The 20126-nt window shown below is 41.5% G+C and carries 14 protein-coding genes, 2 tRNA genes and 1 pseudogene; 8 read left to right on the forward strand and 9 right to left on the reverse strand.

The genetic code is table 11. From position 1 onward, the window contains the following. Positions 1 to 225 precede the first annotated feature (225 nt). The 5 genes from ACIGBN_RS08335 to ACIGBN_RS08355 all read left to right on the forward strand — a co-directional run bounded on the left by ACIGBN_RS08335 (position 226) and on the right by ACIGBN_RS08355 (position 7350). The gene (locus tag ACIGBN_RS08335) at positions 226 to 1032 is read left to right on the forward strand and encodes a substrate-binding periplasmic protein (RefSeq protein WP_396664775.1); all 807 of its coding nucleotides are present in this window, start codon (positions 226 to 228) and stop codon (positions 1030 to 1032) included. 36 nt (positions 1033 to 1068) lie between these two features. Continuing rightward, positions 1069 to 2433 (forward strand): diguanylate cyclase, encoded by a 1365-nt coding sequence (locus ACIGBN_RS08340; protein WP_396664777.1) that lies wholly within the window; start codon positions 1069 to 1071, stop codon positions 2431 to 2433. A gap of 646 nt (positions 2434 to 3079) precedes the next feature. Continuing rightward, the gene (locus tag ACIGBN_RS08345) at positions 3080 to 4120 is read left to right on the forward strand and encodes an aliphatic amidase (protein ID WP_396664779.1); all 1041 of its coding nucleotides are present in this window, start codon (positions 3080 to 3082) and stop codon (positions 4118 to 4120) included. Positions 4121 to 4215: 95 nt separating this feature from the next. After that, positions 4216 to 5013 (forward strand): CbbQ/NirQ/NorQ/GpvN family protein, encoded by a 798-nt coding sequence (locus ACIGBN_RS08350; RefSeq protein ID WP_396664781.1) that lies wholly within the window; start codon positions 4216 to 4218, stop codon positions 5011 to 5013. Between the two features lie 90 nt (positions 5014 to 5103). Then, a complete protein-coding gene (locus ACIGBN_RS08355) occupies positions 5104 to 7350 on the forward strand; it encodes a nitric oxide reductase activation protein NorD (RefSeq protein ID WP_396664783.1) in 2247 nt (748 codons plus the stop codon). 110 nt (positions 7351 to 7460) lie between these two features. Here ACIGBN_RS08355 and ACIGBN_RS08360 read toward each other — a convergent pair whose 3' ends face one another. From ACIGBN_RS08360 to urtA, 7 genes are all read right to left on the reverse strand, one after another. Next, positions 7461 to 7856, reverse strand: a complete 396-nt coding sequence (locus ACIGBN_RS08360) for a zinc ribbon domain-containing protein (protein WP_396664785.1) — start codon at positions 7854 to 7856, stop codon at positions 7461 to 7463. Between the two features lie 14 nt (positions 7857 to 7870). After that, positions 7871 to 9103, reverse strand: coding sequence for a formamidase (gene fmdA, locus ACIGBN_RS08365; RefSeq protein ID WP_396664787.1), 1233 nt, complete (start codon positions 9101 to 9103; stop codon positions 7871 to 7873). Between the two features lie 89 nt (positions 9104 to 9192). Next, complete coding sequence (gene urtE, locus ACIGBN_RS08370) at positions 9193 to 9882, reverse strand: urea ABC transporter ATP-binding subunit UrtE (protein WP_396664809.1); 690 nt, start codon at positions 9880 to 9882, stop codon at positions 9193 to 9195. Positions 9883 to 9937: 55 nt separating this feature from the next. After that, positions 9938 to 10681: an urea ABC transporter ATP-binding protein UrtD gene (gene urtD, locus ACIGBN_RS08375; RefSeq protein WP_396664811.1), complete on the reverse strand. Its 744-nt coding sequence runs from the start codon at positions 10679 to 10681 to the stop codon at positions 9938 to 9940. A gap of 52 nt (positions 10682 to 10733) precedes the next feature. After that, on the reverse strand, positions 10734 to 11882 hold the full coding sequence (gene urtC / locus ACIGBN_RS08380; RefSeq protein ID WP_396664789.1) for an urea ABC transporter permease subunit UrtC: 1149 nt from the start codon (positions 11880 to 11882) through the stop codon (positions 10734 to 10736). An 89-nt stretch (positions 11883 to 11971) separates the two neighbouring features. Next, the gene (urtB, locus tag ACIGBN_RS08385) at positions 11972 to 12895 is read right to left on the reverse strand and encodes an urea ABC transporter permease subunit UrtB (RefSeq protein WP_396664791.1); all 924 of its coding nucleotides are present in this window, start codon (positions 12893 to 12895) and stop codon (positions 11972 to 11974) included. 146 nt (positions 12896 to 13041) lie between these two features. After that, positions 13042 to 14316 carry an urea ABC transporter substrate-binding protein gene (urtA, locus tag ACIGBN_RS08390; protein ID WP_396664793.1) on the reverse strand — a complete coding sequence of 425 codons (1275 nt, stop codon included), beginning with the start codon at positions 14314 to 14316 and terminating at the stop codon, positions 13042 to 13044. Between the two features lie 300 nt (positions 14317 to 14616). Between urtA and ACIGBN_RS08395 the strand changes: the two genes are divergently transcribed. The 3 genes and pseudogenes from ACIGBN_RS08395 to ACIGBN_RS08405 form a co-directional block, all read left to right on the forward strand. Continuing rightward, positions 14617 to 18054 (forward strand): ATP-binding protein, encoded by a 3438-nt coding sequence (locus ACIGBN_RS08395; protein WP_396664795.1) that lies wholly within the window; start codon positions 14617 to 14619, stop codon positions 18052 to 18054. Beyond that, entirely contained in the window at positions 18051 to 18965 is a 915-nt protein-coding gene (locus ACIGBN_RS08400) for a response regulator (protein WP_396664797.1), read from the forward strand. The genes ACIGBN_RS08395 and ACIGBN_RS08400 overlap by 4 nt, the downstream gene beginning before the upstream one ends. Positions 18966 to 19028: 63 nt before the next feature. Then, positions 19029 to 19371, forward strand: a pseudogene (locus ACIGBN_RS08405) (IS3 family transposase); the annotation flags it as partial. A 544-nt stretch (positions 19372 to 19915) separates the two neighbouring features. Here the strand turns inward: ACIGBN_RS08405 and ACIGBN_RS08410 are convergent. Then, positions 19916 to 19991 (reverse strand) — tRNA-Val (locus tag ACIGBN_RS08410). Between the two features lie 47 nt (positions 19992 to 20038). Continuing rightward, positions 20039 to 20115, reverse strand: a tRNA-Asp gene (locus tag ACIGBN_RS08415). Between the last annotated feature and the right edge of the window lie 11 nt (positions 20116 to 20126).

Below are 20126 nucleotides of genomic sequence, written 5' to 3' on the forward strand. Positions count from 1 at the left end.
ACTCACCCTTTCAGATTGATTGCTTTTTAACCAGGATTCGTCGATTTTACTAATGCTTTTATTAATAGAGAAACAAACCACAAACAATATTTCGCCCACATCGTATGTTGCATTGATAAAATACAAGAATTTCCCCATAAATAATACACGTTTTGCTGACTATCAAGTGTGCAGGACGGTAAAACTAATATAATGTTAAAAGCCAATCGCACTGGAACAATAATTATGCTGTCACAAAACAACCAAGCAATGAAGCCTCTTACTTTTAGTGTGTTATTAGTGGGTTTTATTACACTTTTTTCTACTTCCGCTTTTTCAGATACGTTGCGAATCGCCACCGATGAATGGTGCCCTTACGACTGCATCGCTAGTCAAAACCATGGCCAAGTTGGCTACCTTGGGGATTTGCTGGTTGAAACCTTGGCATCCAGAGGACATAAAGTAGAATTTGTTGAAGTATCTTATTCTCGTGGTCTGCAATTGGTTAGAGAAGGCAAGCTGGACGGTACTATGGCCTGCTTTAGAGAAGAAGCACCCGACTTTGTTTTTCCAGACTCTCCTCTAGGCAAGAGCAACAGCACCTTTTTTAGCCAGAAAAATTCGAACTGGCGCTACACAGGCAAAGAATCCCTTGAGCAAGCAAAAATGATTGGCATGATTAAAGGATATGACTATGTTGATCCAGTAGTGATGGATTATTTCAAACAAAACCCTGAAAATGTTCTGGCAATTACCGGTGAGAAACCTTTAGAAAGATTACTTGAAATGCTAATCAATGGTCGCTTAACCGCCGTGATCGAAGACAAAAGCGTATTGGAATATAAAGCCAAACAAATAGGCAAAGCTGATCAACTTAAAGTTTCCGGTAACACCGATGTGGTGATTGATGTCTACAGTAGCTTTTCACCAAAGAACCCTAAATCCGCTGAATACGCCAAAATAGTATCCGAAGAAACGCTAAAAATGCGAAAAGATGGACGCTTAGAGAAACTACTAGAGCGTTATGGCATCCAAGATTGGCAAAAACAATAAATCAATCGTTTTCTGTATACAACTAAGGCTTGCTAGATGCAATCGTTGTTTAACCATTACCGTCGATCCATTGCCCTGCATCTACTGCTGGTTATCTTTGGTGTTTATTTTTTGGTGGCGGTTTTGGTCACCGTAGTACAGCTTTATAAAGAGTACGAAAATACAAAAAAAGAATTTTATGATGAAATTCAAACCTTGCCGGCCACCTTCGGCAAGGGAATCTCTGATTCTGTTTGGACTTATAATCAGGAGTTACTTCAGTCTATTTTACAGGGCATGTACAACCTCCCTATCGTGGTTGGGGTCAAAGTAAAGTCCCTTGACCACAAAATAGACCTTCAAGTCGGTGCTGTATTTAATAAGCAACATCAGGTGGAATACTACGATTCTAAAGGGCTACCGACAGAACAAACACTCACAGGACTGGGTTCTAACGCTCTTTTCGAGCACGAGTTTCCAATTTATTACCAAGGACCGGCATTTGATCAGAACATTCCATTAGGTACGGTCACTCTTTACTCAAATGACCAGCTAGTTTTTGAGCGATTAAAATATGGTTTCATTCTTATTTTAGTTAACTCTATTATCAAAACTTTTATGCTGTGGATTATTATCTATTTCTTTATTAACAAATACCTTGGCAAGCCGCTCAAAGAGTTCACTGTCAAGATCCATCAACAAGACACACAATCACCAAAACCAATAGATTTAGACATTAACTGGACTGAAGAAAATGAATTACTCGTTCTAAAAGACAGCTATAACAAAATGATTGAACGGGTCAACAAGAAGCAACATGAATTGCTGGAGCTAAACCAAGAGCTGGATGAAAAGGTTAAAGTTCGAACTCGAGATCTTGAATTGGCCAAGGAAAAGGCCGAGTTGTTAGCGTATAGCGACCCACTTACTCAACTCTGCAATCGCCGTGCGTTTTTTGACTCTGGAAAGCAACTACTCGATCAGGCTGAGAAACAAGAAAATTCACTGAGCTTGATTATGATTGATCTCGATAACTTTAAAAGCCTCAACGACACCTATAGTCATGCCCTAGGCGATAAAGCCCTGACAACCTTTGCAGATACGCTGAAAAACAACCTTCGCTCAGCCGACCTCATCGGCCGCTTAGGCGGAGAAGAATTTGCTGTAGTTTTGCCCAATATTAGAGAAGATGAAGCAATCAATATTGCCCAAAGCCTTCGATTAAAAATCAGCCAGATCGAGCTAACACATGAAGAGTCGCCAGTTCACTTTACTGCTAGCATGGGAGTTACTGAAAAAACAGTAGAAAGCTCAACTATAGACTCCCTACTCGCTCAAGCAGACAAAGCACTTTATTTTTCGAAGCACCAAGGGCGCAATCGAGTAACAGCCTATTCGAAAATAACTGCTTGGCCTACGTGAGCATCTCTGTGAACCATCGTATTTGAGATCTCTTGAGTACTAGCTGAGCCTTAGCTTTTTCTTTTACCAGGGCTACTTCCAGCTGCTTCGGCTTACATCAAACACAGCTTTTTGGCTTTATTCCCCTAAGCCAACTACGCCCCTCTCCAGTATGATCCCACTCATCTGTGTAGGTGTGCCGCATTAGAAAACAAACGCGAGCAATGCCCTATTTAACAAAACCAGAGAGTCGATTGAAATCCGCCTTTATCGCTTCTTTCATAAAGTCTAAAAACACTTTTACCCTAGCGGAGTTTTGCAAATCTTTGTGGGTCATTACCCAAAGATCTGTGCTTTGGTGATGTATATCTATATCGACTTTTTGCAGCGCTCTAGAGTCATCGCCAATAAAACAAGGCAGGTAAGTCCACGTCTCAGTAAACGGCACAGCTTTATAGAAATTAAACCTTCCAATCAATAGCGTAAATACACTATTTCGAACTATGAAACACGCTATTGCTGTCGGCAATTAGAAATCAATACACTATGAGAAACGAAAGATGTTTCGAGCTCATTCTCTCTAACTCTCCTCGCAGACAGACTCTTTTGTTCATACCCTTAATCATTATCGAGTTAAATTTCCATTTAAATCAATGAGGTAAAGAATATGTATCATGGTGATATTTCGAGCAGCAATGATACCGTTGGTGTTGCGGTTGTTAACTACAAAATGCCACGTTTGCACACAAAAAAAGAAGTCATAGAAAACTGCCATAAAATTGCAGACATGGTTAAAGGAATGAAAATGGGGTTACCAGGCATGGATCTGGTGGTTTTCCCTGAATACAGTACCCATGGCATCATGTATGACGAAAAAGAGATGTATGAAACAGCTTCCCAATGCCCCGGAGCTGAAACAGAAATTTTTGCTGAAGCGTGTCGAGAAGCCGGTGTCTGGGGTGTATTTTCATTGACTGGTGAACGTCATGAGGAACATCCAAATAAAGCGCCATATAACACACTTATTTTGATGAACGATAAAGGTGAAATCGTTCAGAAATATCGAAAAATTATGCCTTGGGTACCTATAGAAGGCTGGTACCCAGGTAATTGCACATATGTAAATGATGGACCAAAAGGCATGAAAATCAGCCTAATCATCTGTGATGATGGTAATTACCCAGAAATTTGGCGTGACTGTGCAATGAAAGGTGCGGAATTGATCATTCGCTGTCAAGGCTATATGTACCCAGCAAAAGATCAGCAAGTACTCATGTCTAAAGCGATGGCATGGACTAATAATTGTTATGTCGCGGTGGCTAATGCCACTGGATTTGATGGCGTATATTCTTACTTTGGTCATTCCACATTGATTGGTTTCGATGGTCGGACGTTAGGTGCCTGTGCGGAAGAAGAAATGGGTATCCAATACGGCCAATTGTCCGTCTCTATGATTCGTGATGCCCGCAAGAATGGTCAGTCTCAAAACCACTTATTCAAATTACTGCATCGTGGCTACACAGGTAAAATCAACTCTGGTGAAGGTGATAAAGGCGTCGCGGCTTGTCCATTCGATTTTTACAAGAACTGGGTCACAGATCCCGAAGGAACACGTGAAAGTGTTGAAGCAATAACACGACCAACCATAGGCACAGAAGAATGTCCGATCGACGGTATTCCTAATGAAAAAACAGGATCACATCGTTAAGAACACTTTTTTATAGAAAGAGGAGCGGCACAAAGCGACTCTTTCAATTTCAATCCATGCGGGTGTTATACAGACTTTACGATCGAGCCTAGACTATGAATTTGAACGAATATCTTATTAACCAAGCCCCCTATTACTTAGCGGTTGGTAACGAAGTTAAACACTTTGAGGCCGCTTATGCTGACCGAATGCCAATTATGCTTAAAGGCCCCACAGGGTGTGGTAAAACGCGCTTTGTCGAGTACATGGCGTGGAAGCTTCAGAAACCATTAATCACCGTTTCCTGTCATGAGGATATGACAGCTTCAGACCTTGTTGGTCGTTATCTACTGGATGCAAATGGAACCGTATGGCAAGACGGGCCGTTAACGCTCGCAGCTAGATATGGTGCAATTTGTTATCTAGATGAGATTGTCGAAGCTCGCCAAGATACTACCGTCGTCATTCACTCCTTAACAGACAGTCGAAGGGTGTTACCTCTAGAAAAAAAGAATGAGATGCTAACGGCTCACCCAGATTTTCAAGTCGTGATTTCCTACAATCCAGGCTATCAGAGTGTGCTTAAAGATCTAAAAGAATCTACAAAACAGCGTTTCGGTGCTATCGACTGCCATTACCCCACCGCAGAATTAGAAGCCAAGATCATTGCTCACGAATCAGGCGTCGATGATAAAACATCGAAATTGCTTGTTAACATTGCCGAGCAGACCCGTCACCTAAAAGGTCACGGTCTCGACGAAGGGGCATCAACTCGAATGCTTATTCATGTTGGTAAACTTATTTCTCGCGGTATTCCACTACATGAAGCCTGTGAATTTGGTCTCATACTTCCGATTACGGACGACCCAGACATACGTAAAGCACTATCACATGCAGTAGCAGCCTGTGGTTAACGTATTCATATCTAATCTATGATCGTGCTTTGAAATTCTAGAGAGGCACTCTCATATAACTTAACTCGCCTCTTAAGTGTATAAAACATCATGATAGAACGGTCGGACACTAGCGAAACATTATCACTCTCACAAGTAACCAACATTGAAAAACCTGAATACTCAGAACATGATAAAGCACTTTGGTTGGACGCTTGCTATAAAATCGAGGAAGCCGGTTACGGGGCAACCGTTTCTCAAGCATTTGCTATAAATTCATCTGACATTCTTCAACGGTTAGGTCTAGATAGCGTTCTAAAGCTTGCTGACATGGTTTCATTAGCCGCCATAAAAGCCGACAAAAAAACCGCTGAGCGGCTTTCCATCGAGTGTTTAAAAATTACTATTCGATTCGATAATGATACCTCTTTGGCAAATACTTGGCTCACACTCATGGAGCAAGTTATCAAACTAGCCCCTGAATCGGCTTTTCTCGTCCTGAATAGAATGGACTATCTGCTTTCCCATCTCAGCTTATCTCATTTAGAAGGCTGGCTACTAACAGGTCTCCGCGCTGGTGCTTCTGACCCCAAAAAGCGACTTAGCTATTTTTCATTTGAAGATTCTCAAGCCCAAAAATGGTTGGAACATGCTGCCGGTTCAATGAGTTTTTCAGATATTAGTCGTGAAACAAAAGCCTATTTAGGGGCTCTTTGGAACATACACCTGCCAGTACGAGAAAAGCATATTCATGCTTCTGGCGAACGTGTTAGAAGGTCAGGTTTTGGTTTGGGCCTCATTACCGTGCCCTCTTCTTTCCCTGGGTATCAAGGAGATATTGCCCATCAATTGTATCGGGCAGCGTTGGCACATATTGGCGCACATATCACCTATTCAGGAACCTCTTTCTCTGTAGACCAACTTAAACCACTGCAAATTGCACTGATTTCCTTGATTGAAGATGCTCGAGTGGAACATCTAGCCATACAAGACTTCCCTGGGTTACAGGATTTATGGAAGCCTTTTCATATTGCGAAAGCTAGAGGAGCACAAACGGCCAATCATTTGTTTGTTAGACTTGCTCGAGCATTAGCAGATCCAAATTATGACGATACAAATCCTTGGGTTTGTAAGGCTAAACAGTTATTTTATGACCATAAAGACGAATGGCATGACTCTTTCATTAGTCGCAAAATAGGTGGTCTGCTCGCCAACGATTTGGGACAAATGCGTATTCAATTCAATGCCAAAACATACGTCGTCGATCCGCCTTATCGAGACGATAACATGGGATTATGGGATGTCGAAGACCAAGATACTTCTGAATCAACACAAGCTGATGAATTGCTAAGTAATGTTGATATAGATGAAATGGACAACTCGGAACCTGACACCAGAGAAGAAACGAATGAAATTGATGAGAATAATGCTACACCTTTTTCTCTACTGGAAGAAGATGGCATACCTGTCGCGCGCTATCATGAATATGATTACATGACAGAACAATCTAGACCAGAATGGACAACTATCGTTGAACACTCACCTATTTTGGGACCTGCTCACCTCATTGATGATATTTTGCAAAAACAGGCTTATATGGTTAATCGAATTAAGTCTTTAATGAGTTCAACCAAGATTAGTCAACCACAAAAGGTCCGTCGTCAGTTAGAAGGTGAATTTCTTGATATTGATGCCTGCATTACGGCCACTATTAGTCGCAGATCTGGTGAAGAGGTTGATGCAAGAGTATATGCTCGCTCTGAAAGAAAACATCGTGACTTGTCTATTCAGGTTTTGATAGATGTGTCTGAATCGACAAACGATAAGGTGGTAGATTCTAATGAGTGTGTCTTAGAGATTGAACGTCAAGCCACGGCACTGTTGGCGCACGCTATTTCTGGACTAGGCGATCCATTCGCTATCGGAGCATTTAGCTCTAATAAAAGAGACGATGTTCACTATTACCGAATCAAGGATTTTCACAAGCCATACGATCACTTGGCAAAAGCTCGTTTAGCCGGTCTGCAAGCAAGTGGCTCGACTCGCATGGGCGCAGCAATACGGCACGCAGCTCAAGACCTAAAAAAGCAACACAGCCATAGACGTTTACTGTTGGTAGTAACCGATGGTGAACCTGCCGATATTGACGTAAGTGACCCTCATTACCTTATAGAGGATGCGCGACGTGCGATTCATGAATTAGCGTTGGATGGGATCAATGTTTTGTGTGTGGGACTCGATTCTGGCGTGAGTCATGATCTAACTCGTATTTTTGGAAAACGTAATCTGGTCATGATAGACAGTCTCGAACGTTTACCTGAAAAATTGCCTTCTCTATACTTCCGCCTTACGACTTAAGCAGGATTCAGATTACCGTATTTTCGCACGATTATGTTTATCAAATTCACAAAAAAACCTAATACAAGCATCACTTCATGTATTAGGTTTTTTGGCTTTTTCCTTCATATCTAATGGCTAATCATCCAAGGACGTTGCGATGGAAACACCTTACTGCCATCGGGTAAGTAAACGACTTGTTTTTTAAGCGCATTTTGTTCGGATCTATGCTCAGAACAGCCACAACTACTCGCTTTCTGTCCTTTGCGTAAGTCGAACTGCTTCCTATCATCTGCCTCTGCTCGCGAATCAACCGTGGAGATAATAGGACTATGTCGTGCCTCATCATTAATATCCATAGCTTTTTTAGACTCAGGAGACATCGACAATACTGAAGGTGCAACTAAAATCACCGGCATACATTTCACGCCACACTGAGGGCAAGGAAAAGCATCTCCTGCTTTTTCCATCGCCACCAGCTCATGAAATAGCCCATGTTTAGTACATTTAAAATCATAAATAGGCATGGTGCATTGCCTCCTTATTTTTTATCAGCTGAACGTGGCAAATCAATACTGCCATCCAAGTGCACCGTCGGTCCATCGGCATTTGGCTGCACATCAAACTCAAATATATCCGTTGGCAACCACAAGGTCGCACAAGCATTTGGTATATCCACCACGCCACTAATATGACCTTGCACTGGTGCGCATCCTAATATGGCGTAGGCTTGGGCTTCTGTGTAACCAAATTTGGCCAGATATTTAATAGCATTTAAACAGGCTTGACGATAAGCAATGTGTACATCTAAATAATGTTGCTTACCACTTTCATCAACTGAAATACCCTCAAAGATTAGATAGTCATCATACTTTGGTGTAATCGGGCTTGGCTTAAATATTGGGTTTTTGATTGCGTATTTTTCCATGCCACCTTTTATTAAATTGACTCGCATGTGTATCCAGCCAGCCATTTCAATCGCGCCACAAAAGGTGATTTCGCCATCCCCTTGGCTAAAGTGGAGATCACCTACACTCAAGCCAGCATCTTTAACATACACTGGGAAATAAACTTTAGAACCGCGAGATAAGTCTTTGATATCACAATTACCACCATGCTCACGTGGTGGTACTGTTCTGGCACCTTCAGCCGCTGCTTTATCTCTGTCATCCCCAGTCATTTTACCCATGTGAGCTGTCTCTGCATAAGGTAAGGTCGCAAGCTCAGGCACGCGATCTGGCTCGGTCTCATATAAACCTTTTTCACGGGTATTCCATTCTTCCAGCATATCCTTAGAGGGCAAACAGCCAATCAAGCCTGGGTGAATCATGCCGGCAAACTCTACACCTGGAATATGACGCGAGCTGGTAAACATACCTTTAAAATCCCAAATCGATTTCTGTGCTTCAGGAAAATGCTCAGTTAGAAAGCCACCGCCATTTTGTTTCGAGAAAAAACCGTTAAAACCCCACTGACTTTCATCAAAGGTGCCAATATCCAGAATATCAACCACCAACAAATCACCCGGCTCTGCACCTTCTACTCCAACTGGGCCCGATAAGAAATGTACCTGAGTTAAATCTACATCGCGTACGTCATCAGCCGAGTCATTATTGCTAATTTGCCCACCCGTCCAATCAACACATTCCACAATAAAGTCGTCGCCCGGCTTTACCATAGATGCCATAGGAATATCTGGATGCCAACGATTGTGTATTTTATCGTTGGTGTACGGAGATTCTTTCAGATTTACTTTAATAATTGTTTCAGCCATTTTGAGACTCCTTAGGTAAATTAAATCACTTCTTGTCTTTCCGTTTTTCCAAAAATTGCCTGTTATAACGTGTGATATCACACAACATATCAGACGGATAAATACCCTTTGATTTTGTCAGTATCGACATCTTCTCTTAGGTCTTCGTGGATAAAGTTCCCCTTATCTATCACGATAATTCGATCAGCTACTGCCATGGTAAAGCTCAATACTTGTTCAGAAACAATGATGGTAATTTCACGCATCTTCTTGATTTCATTTAGAACATTAGCAATATCTTTAATAATAGATGGCTGGATGCCTTCAGTAGGTTCATCTAATAGCAAAACTTTTGGGTTGGTTACCAGCGCGCGAGCTATGGCAAGCTGCTGTTGCTGACCACCGGACAAATTGCCACCTTTTCTGTGTCGCATTTCATGCAGCACGGGAAACAAGGCAAAAATGTCATCGGGTATTTCTTTGAGCTTTGAAACCCCCATACCCGTTTCAATATTTTCTTGTACGGTTAAATTGGGAAAAATCATTCGTCCTTGTGGTACATAAGCCACGCCATTCTCGACACGTTGGTAACTTTCACATTTCGAAATATCTGTACCGTCAATATGAATACTGCCCTCACTCAGCGGTAGTAGTCCGATAAGAGACTTGAACAAGGTAGTTTTTCCCATACCATTCCGCCCCATGACGGCAAGGGTTTCATTTTTGTTCGCCGTGAAGTTCAATCCGTGAATCACTTCACTTTGGCCATAGCTGACCTTTAAATTAGCAACATCCAACATACTTTCACCCTCAAATACATAGTCATGACCTTTAACGTGCGTCATGACTTATCAATTAATGACCCAGATAGACCTCGATCACTTTCGGGTCTTTTTGTACTTCATCCATTTTGCCTGCGGCTAAGATTTTCCCTTGATGCAGCACGGTCACTTTGTGCGCGATACGAGCAACAAATTCCATATCATGCTCAATGACCAAGACAGAACGACCTTGGCTTATTTTGTTTAACAGCACAGCGGTTTGTTCGCGCTCTTTAACACTCATACCTGCAACAGGTTCATCAAGCATCAATAGTTGAGGGTCTTGAATCAGCAGCATCCCAATCTCAAGCCATTGCTTTTGACCATGACTCAATAACGCGGCCTCGGTTTCCATTTCAGATTCCAGCATGATTTCCTTGGCAATCTCGTAAATTTTCGCAATAACTTTTTCACTGCGTTTAAAAAACAGAGAGCCAAACACACCGCGACCTTCTGGATAAGATACTTCTAAGTTTTCAAAGACGGACAAGTTTTCATAAATCGAAGGGGTTTGAAATTTCCGGCCTACGCCTCGTCGAACAATCTCATGTTCGGATAACGTTGTGAGTTCTTGGTTAAGAAACTTTATGCTGCCAGAGGTGGACTTGGTCTTACCGCAAATTAAATCTAATACCGTGGTCTTACCCGCGCCATTTGGGCCGATCACGACATGCAATTCATTCTTATCGATATAAAGATTTAAACTGTCTACCGCCTTGAAGCCATCAAACGAGACCGTTAAGTCTTCGATGCTTAAAGAGAAATCTGTGTTTGTCATAGATGACATACATCACCTCCTGAATAAGATTGTTCTAATTCATCTGCTCGCATTAATTAGACTCCTTCATATCCGTTGTCACAGGGGCAGTTTCTAGTGCTTTAGCACTTTTTAAAAAGCCGAGTTTATTCAAAAAAGCGGGACTATATTGGCTCCACAACCCTGCCAAACCATTTGGAAAGAACATCACAACAGCAATAAAGGTTCCGCCCATTAAGAAGAGCCACAGCTCAGGAAACGTTTCAGAAAAAGCTGTTTTACCGAAATTAATCAATAAAGTGCCGTAGACCACACCAATCAGTGACATACGCCCACCAACGGCCGCAAAAATAACCATTTCAATAGAAGGCACGATGCCGACAAAGGATGGTGACATAAACCCCACTTGCAAGGTGAACATGGCACCACCAAGAGCAGACACTAAAGCGGCGAAGCAAAAGATAAAAATTTTGAAATTCGCCACATCGTAGCCAGAGAAACGAACCCGATCTTCTTTATCTCTAATAGCGAGTAACAAGCGACCAAATTTACTGGTTAGAACGAAACGAGAGAGTAAAATCACTCCGATTAACAAAGCGCAATTAATGTAGTAGAACAGATATTTAGCACTGTCTGATGTGATGTCCCAACCGTTTAAGGTTCGTAGGTCCGTGATACCATTGATGCCTCCTGTGTAGCCTTGTTGGCCGACAATCAGCACGGTTAAGATGACAGCGATAACCTGAGTAATAATGGCAAAGTAAACCCCACCTACTCGGCGTTTAAACATCGCAACACCAATAAAATAAGCAAATAACGCTGGTAAAATTAGAATGGCAACGAGGGTGAAACCGAAGCTGGTAAAGGGTTCCCAAAACCAAGGTAATTCTGTTAACTGATTCCAGTCCATAAAATCCGGAATCCCTGGGGTTGATTGTATGGATGTATTTTCCGGGGAAGAAGCTTCTAACTTAAGAAACATCGCCATACCATAGCCACCTAGACCAAAGAAAATACCTTGCCCCAAACTTAATGTGCCACCATAGCCCCATATCATCACTAAGCTAATCGCTGCGAAAGCATAAGTTAAATATTTACCAACCAGATTTAAACGGAATCCATCCAGCATCATTGGGAATACTATTAATATCAAAATGGATAATACCAACAGGCCAATAGCACCTGATTTTCCACCTAGCAATTTGTTATATACAAAGCTCATATTTATCTCCAAGCCCATTTAAGGTCATTTTCCGTTTTTTGAGTCCTGACACGTTTGTAAGCACTAAATGTGGCAGGACTCAACGTATGTCATCGACGTACTTTGCTGGCAAACAAACCTTCTGGTTTGAACATGAGAATCAGCACGAGAACCAACAACGTAAAGACTTTCGCCATCGAACCACTAATAAAGAATTCAAGGATCGATTGTGCTTGAGCAATAGAGAAAGCGGATGCAATTGTACCGAGTAGGCTTGCTGCACCACCGAATACAACCACCATAAAGGTATCAACTATGTACAGGGTTCCAGTTGTTGGGCCTGTTGATGCGATCGTCGTAAACGCCGCACCAGCGACCCCTGCAATACCGCAACCAAGAGCAAAGGTGTAACGATCAATTTTTTTCGTGTTAATACCGACGGCGCCACTCATAACTCGATTCTGTGTGGTCGCTCTAACATTTAGACCCCAGCTTGATTTGAACATCAGATAGAACACACCAAGGGTGACGGCAATGGTAAGTGCTAAGACGAAAAGTCCATTAATAGGAATATCAATAAGATCCGTCACAGGGTAAGCACCTAATAACCAATCTGGTAAAGTTGGACTTACTTCTCGAGCACCAAAAATGGAGCGGAAAGACTGTTGCATAATTAAGCTAAGCCCCCAGGTTGCTAACAGCGTATCAAGCGGTCTTGAGTAAAGATGTCGGATCAGTATATATTCGGCAAAATAGCCCAAGGCCCCCGCTACAACAAAAGCTAAGGCAATGGAGAATACAAAGTAATAGGGTAAGAATGCTGGAATAAAACTTTCTGTCAAAGACGAAATAAGGTAGGTCGTGTAGGCGCCCACAGCCATAAATTCACCATGAGCCATGTTTATTACACCCATTTGCCCAAAGATAATCGCGAGACCTAACGCCATTAAGAGAAGGACACTAAATAAACTAATGCCGGAGAATCCTTGCATGGCAAAGATCGCTCCCAATTCGTTATAGCTATATCCACCCATTGTAAGCCCCTAATACATGATAATTTGAAGAGAAGATTTTGCTTTTTTGTTACTTGGTTTTTCGCGCGTTTTTCTTGATAACTCACTGAAACAGCTGGTGTTTCAGTGAGTTATTAGAAAAAGCATATACGTAGAGAGGTTATCGCCTATTGGTAACCTACTGGGAATGGATCAGGCTTAATCAGCTCAGATTCATATACAACAGTTGCTTGACCATCTTTATTCCACTCACCAACACGTGCCTTACTCCACAAGTGATGATTAGGGTCTAGTTTCACATAGCCTTCAGGCGCTGTTGTTAGTTCGATGTCTCCCATCTCTGAGACAGCAACCACCTTGTCAACATCAAAACTACCGGCTTTTTCAACCGCCGCTTTCCATAACCATGGGCCAAGGTACGCGGCCTGTGTTACATCACCAATAACGCTGTCTTCACCCCACATTTCTTTAAAGGCTTTTACAAACGCTGTGTTGTTTTCGTTGTCCAGACTTTGGAAGTACTTCATGATGGAATAAAAACCTTCTAAGTTTTCACCACCTATACCAAGCACCTCATCTTCTGTCACAGAGATCGTAAGAAGGGTTTGTTTATCAGAAGTAATACCGGCTGCTTTTAACTGTTTGAACCAAGCAACATTACTACCACCCACAACAGCGGCATAAATCACATCTGGCTTACGAAGGCGGATTTTATTAATAACAGAGCCGAATTGAGTATCACCAAGTGGCTTATACTCCTCACCTACCACTTTCCCGCCCAATACGTTTTCAATGTGCTTACGAGCGATTTTCATGGATGTTCTAGGCCAAATGTAATCAGAACCTATAAGGTAAAAGGTCTTTGCTTTTTTCTCTTTTGCAACCCAGTTCAATCCATCCAAGATTTGCTGAGTAGCTTCTTGACCGGTATAAATAACATTTTTAGATTGCTCTAAGCCTTCATAAAAAGTCGGATAATAAAGCAACCCATTTTCTTTCTCAAAAACTGGCAAAATGGCTTTACGCGATGCCGATGTCCACGCACCAAATACTGCAGCCACTTTATCTTGTACTAATAATTTACGACTTTTTTCAGCAAAGGTAGGCCAATCACTGGCACCATCTTCCTGAACGATTTCGATCTGTCGACCTAAGATGCCCCCCATTTCATTGATCTGTTTAATCGCCAGCTTTTCGGCTTGTTGAGCACCGGTTTCACTGATTGCCATGGTGCCTGTCAATGAATGCAGAATACCCACTGTGACAGTATCGTCGGTAACAGCCAACCCTGTGGTGTTCACTTCCGCTGCTGACGCAAACCCGATGTGAGCAGCCAATACTAGACTGACAGGTATAGTGCACAGCGATTTAATAAAAGAACGAGACTTAGCAGTCACGCTATCGGTAGAGCTTTTAGGTGGTACTAACGAATAGACACTCATTTTCTAACTCCTCGGGTTGATTAACTGTATTCAGTTTGTACCTAGCCCCAAGAAGTCACTATTAGAGGAACGCTCAGTTCATCTAGTTAATTTGCGCTATACGCAATGAGTACGAAGTTTGATATATAAAAGAGGAGGCCTAATTTTTTTAGAAAAAGATAGGCATGAGATTTGCTTGATTCGTCATCACTAGTGCCTATTTTATAGGCATAAAATGCTGAGACTCTTACAATTTGGTAATGGATAACCTTTGTTTCATAAGATTTTTTTCTTTGATAAATGATGTTAAAGGTTTAATAAATGAGTAGAGCACCACAAGATATATTTCGAGTTCGAAAGCACTATAACCAATTAGTGGCTAACCAAACCCTTGAGGATTATGCCCTTAGATTTACGGCTAAATCAGCTCGACGCTGGTCGATAGGTAAAGTCGCATTAACCGCTTTAGGCTCTATTTCCTTTTTGGCTTTAGAAGCGATTGGTGGTGCAATTACTTTAAGTCACGGTTTTTCTAATGCTATTGCAGCCATTTCTATTGTTAGTATTATTATATTTCTGACAGGTCTTCCTATTGCTTACTATTCTTCAAAGTATGGCATTGATATTGACCTGTTAACGCGTGGCGCAGGGTTTGGCTATATTGGGTCAACAGTCACATCTTTAATCTACGCGTCTTTTACTTTTATCTTTTTTGCACTAGAAGCCAGTATTCTCGCTCTTGCACTGGAACTTACCTTAGATATCAATGTTTCTATTGGTTACATTATTAGTAGTGTAGTGGTAATCCCGATAGTGACACATGGCATTACACTAATTAGTCGCTTCCAAGTTTGGAGTCAACCCATTTGGTTAGCCTTACAAATCCTTCCTTTGGCTTGCATTTTTTACCAACATGAAAAAGCGATTGAAACATGGGTGAATTTTGAACCTACTAACGAGTTCAGCACAGATACAAGCGGCTTTTCAATTCTAGCTTTTGGTGCAGCGGCCTCTGTGCTCTTTTCACTGATTGCGCAAATAGGCGAACAAGTAGATTTCTTGCGTTTTTCACCTAAAAAAGAAAAAACAAACCGTAAACGCTGGTGGTTGTCAGTGATTATGGCTGGGCCTGGCTGGATCATTTTCGGGGCGATCAAATTATTAATTGGCTCTTTTCTTGCCGTACTCTGTATTCAATATGGACTGACGCCAGAGCAAGCAGAAGACCCAAACCAAATGTATAGGTTAGCCTTTAGTTATGTCACCAATTCAGAACAACTTAGTCTGATTTTACTCGGTATTTTTGTGGTGATTTCACAACTCAAAATCAATGTCACTAACGCTTATGCAGGCTCGATTGCCTGGTCGAACTTCTTTTCTCGATTAACTTACAACCATCCTGGTCGCGTTGTCTGGTTAGTATTCAATGTTGTTATTGCCATCCTACTTATGGAACTAGGTATTTATCGAGTATTAGAAAGCACCTTAGGGGGTTATGCGATTGTTGCTTTGGCTTGGGTAGGTTCTCTTGTTGCAGACCTTATTATCAATAAACCATTAGGGTTGCGACCTGCTCGGATTGAATTTAAACGCGCACATCTATATGACATTAATCCGGTTGGTATGGGATCTATGCTGGGAGCGTCAATAATTGGCTTTATTTGCCACACAGGGTTACTTGGTACAAACCTTCAAGCGCTCTCTTCCTTTGTGGCTTTGGGTACTACCTTTGTTTTATCCCCAGCTATCGCTTGGTTAACCAAGGGAAAATATTATCTGGCCAGACCCACTGTAATTTTCACAACAAATGACGAATTACAATGCAGTATATGCCATTACCATTTCGAGCAAGAAGATATCACTATCTGTCCAGCTTATTCAGGCCATATTTGCTCATTATGCTGCTCACTGGATGTTCGTTGCGGAGATATGTGTAAAACACGATCACGTCTATCCGAGCAGTTTATTGATGTGTTTAGCTGCATTTTACCCGCCTCATGGGTCAAACTTGTGAATACCCGCATAGGGCATTTTTTCTGGCTTTTTTTATTGAACAGTCTTGTTATTGCTGGGGTGTTATTGTTGGTTTATGGGCAGATTATTCTAGAAAAAAATCATCTGGATAATGATGTTATCGACCAATCTATTGCCGCGGCACTGTTAAATGTGTTTTTGGTTTTGTTAATGGTTTTTGGGGTTGTAGCATGGATGTTTTCGTTGGCCAGAGAGTCTAGACAAATTGCTCATCAAGAGACAGAAAAGCAAACAAAGAGGTTACAAGAAGAGATTGATGCTCACAGTAAAACAGACCTAAAATTACAAAAAGCCAAAGAACTCGCCGAAGCAGCAAATCTTGCAAAAAGCCGTTATTTAACCGGCATAAGCCATGAACTACGCTCACCTTTAAACGCTATCATGGGTTACGCTCAATTACTCGAAAATGCAAACGATATCCCTATCCAACGCAAAGGAGCTCTTTCTACGATAAAGCACAGCAGTGAACACCTTGCTGATATTATTGAAGGGTTACTGGATATCTCCAGCATTGAAGCTGGCACATTACACATAGAAAGGAATGATGTACAACTCAATGATCTTTTAGATCAATTAGTTAGCATGTTCAGTATGCAAGCAAGAAAGAAAAACATTAACTTCCATTACAAAAAGTTAACCAAAATACCGAACACCGTTAATGCCGACCAAAAACGCTTACGCCAAGTGCTCATTAATCTTTTATCTAACGCGATAAAATATACTCATCAAGGGTCCATTACGTTTTCCGTAAGTTATCGCAACCAGGTGGTAAAATTTAAGGTCATTGACACTGGTGAAGGGATAGAAAAAGACTCGCTGGAGAAAATCTTTTTGCCCTTTAAACGCATTATAAAACCTAATCAACCTTTCATAGCCGGAACAGGACTTGGTTTGACCATTACGCGCTTACTTGTTGACATTATGGGGGGCGATTTACAGGTAAACAGCACACCAAATAAAGGTAGTGAGTTTAGTGTTTCCTTTCTACTGTCAAGTATTGAAAAGTATCTTGAATTAGACAATGAGGTCAATGTAAGAGCAGAAAAAAGTATTATTGGTTATCACGGAAGGAAACAATATATTTTCACCGTCGACGATGACCCAACTCACCGAAACTTGTTATCTGAACTATTGGTACCAATAGGTTTTGATGTGATTGCGGCAAACAACGGTATTGAATGTCTCAATATGCTACCTCACTCTCCTGTGACACCTGATATCTTTTTATTAGATGTGTCCATGCCAGGCATCAGTGGCTGGGAACTGGCAGAAAAGATACGCGCCCAATACGCTAAGGTAATTATTATCATGATTTCAGCCAATGCCAACACCAATACCCCCTTAGACAAAAACCCTAGTGATGGCTATTTGATCAAGCCTTTAAAACATTTAGACCTGCTTAATAAAATCAAACAATGCACAGGAATTAGGTGGCGTTTTGCAGACCAAGAAAATAATGGAAGGGATAAAGATTACTTACATGAACCACCAATACTCTTACCCGATGAAATAATCACTCAAGAGGAAATGGGTGCTCAGTCCTGTTTCCGCCTGAATAGGACAGACGTAGAGCGCCTCATTGAATTTGCTAAAATAGGTAATTTAAATGCTATTAGAAATAAATTATCGACGATGGAGTACTTTCAAGGTGTGGACGAGCTAAAAGCCCTTGCAGAGCAATTTCAGTTTGCAGCCTTTATTAATAAAATGGAGGACTGGTTATGATTTTCCCTCAGCAGAAAAAGGATTTGGTTTTGGTTGTCGATGATTCGCCGGACTCCTTAGGAATGATTAACGACACTCTTGACGAAGCAGGATTGACGGTACTTGTGGCTCTAGAAGGAAGTCAAGCGCTTAATATTACTCGTAGTATAACACCAGATATCATACTTATGGATGCACTTATGCCTGGAATGGATGGCTTCGAAACCTGTCAAGAGTTGAAGTCCCAAGCACATTTAGAACATATACCGATCATTTTCATGACAGGCTTAAGTGACACACAAAGTATTCTTAAAGGCTTTGAGGCGGGTGGTGTCGATTATATTCAAAAGCCAGTAAACAGTTCTGAGTTACTGGTTCGGATTAAAGCCCATTTGAATAATGCTCAATTAACCCAAAGTGCACGGCTAGCCCTAGATGCCTCGGGACAGTTTTTAATTACCACTAACCAGCAAGGAGAATTCAAATGGGCAACACCTCAAGCCTACCACCTACTGAGCAATGCTAACCTTAGCGAGGAATGGTTGAAGACAGAGCTTAGTAAGGAACTGGGGGATTTTTTTGCGACTAATTTCGCACAAGATCAACATGTAAAAATACAAAAAGGAGGTAAAACCATTGAATTAAGTTTTATTAGCCGAGACGCAAAAAATGATCATTTGTTTAAAATTATAGACTTGAAGCTCATACAAGAGCAGCCAATCCTACAAGCCGCTTTCAACTTAACAGAAAGAGAGTCAGAAGTACTCACTTGGTTAGCAAAAGGGAAGAGTAATGCAGAAATTGCCATTATTTTAAGTATCAGTCCTCATACCATTAATGCTCATCTTGCTCAGATTTTTAAGAAATTGAATGTAGAGAACCGAACCAGTGCGGCTATTGTCGCTCTACAGAAAGTACGTGATGTTCATTAATTAAAATTCTGCGACGGAAAACTCAGACCATGCAAGTTCCCCTCTACCTTCAAATTCTGAGGCATTACAAGTCGGCGAATACTGGTGATGGCCGTCGAAAAAGGCGACATCACTTATAAACAAGCTCAAAAAATCTATGGCATCCAAGGTCGATCTACGGTGCTGACGTGGCTTCGAAAACACGGCAAAATGGATTGGTCCACTACAATGAGGTTACCCATGTCCAAATCACCGAAGGCAAAAGAGACACCAGCCCAAACTATCAAAAGACTCGAGCGAGAGCTTGAAGATGAGCAATTGAGAAATCGTTTGCTCAATACGGTGGTTGATATTCTCGATACTGAGCACGGAATGAACCTCAGAAAAAGTATATAGCCAAGGAGCAAGACGCCTTCAAGCTGAAGAAAAACAATGTAAGCGTCGACTAAATCCCACTTGGTAATCTCTGTCAAACACCATAAAGCGAGTCTTTTATTTTTCACGGGAATAAAAGACCTATGTTTACCGCTTCTGCTCAGGGAAGATATTACCTTAAAACGGAATAGCCCTCGTTTATACAAGCAAACACATCGTAAACAAACCCGCGCACAGACCACCCTCAGCGCCTCTCCAAGCACCGACTAAGAAAAAGCCTAGACCACACAGCTTTAAATAGAAATCTGCTCACACAAAACCAGGCGAACACACAAAGCAACAAATATTACAAAATAGCTGAGAGACAAAAAGAGTCAATGAGGTGAAATAAGGTACTCGAAAAGAGAAAACTAGGGGGTTTGTGGCTTGTTAGGGCGAACCTCAAAAACACACAAGAAATGCTTTTGAAATAAGGCAACAAAAATTAGGGATTATCATTTATGGCACAGATCGGTCACAAATAATTTTCTGCATCAATGAAGAAGAAAAATCTTTATAATCAAATAGTTAGAAAGGATTAACTGAAGATAATTAGATGGTGGGTGTGGAGAGGTTCGAACTCCCGACATTCGCCTTGTAAGGGCGACGCTCTCCCAACTGAGCTACACACCCATCATAATGATGGTATTTCTTTACCAACTTACCCTATCAAAAGTAATTGGCGGAATGGACGGGACTCGAACCCGCGACCCCCTGCGTGACAGGCAGGTATTCTAACCAACTGAACTACCACTCCAACACAATCTA

The sequence above is a fragment of the Marinomonas sp. NPDC078689 genome (genome assembly GCF_044542435.1).
Taxonomy (GTDB): domain Bacteria; phylum Pseudomonadota; class Gammaproteobacteria; order Pseudomonadales; family Marinomonadaceae; genus Marinomonas; species Marinomonas arenicola.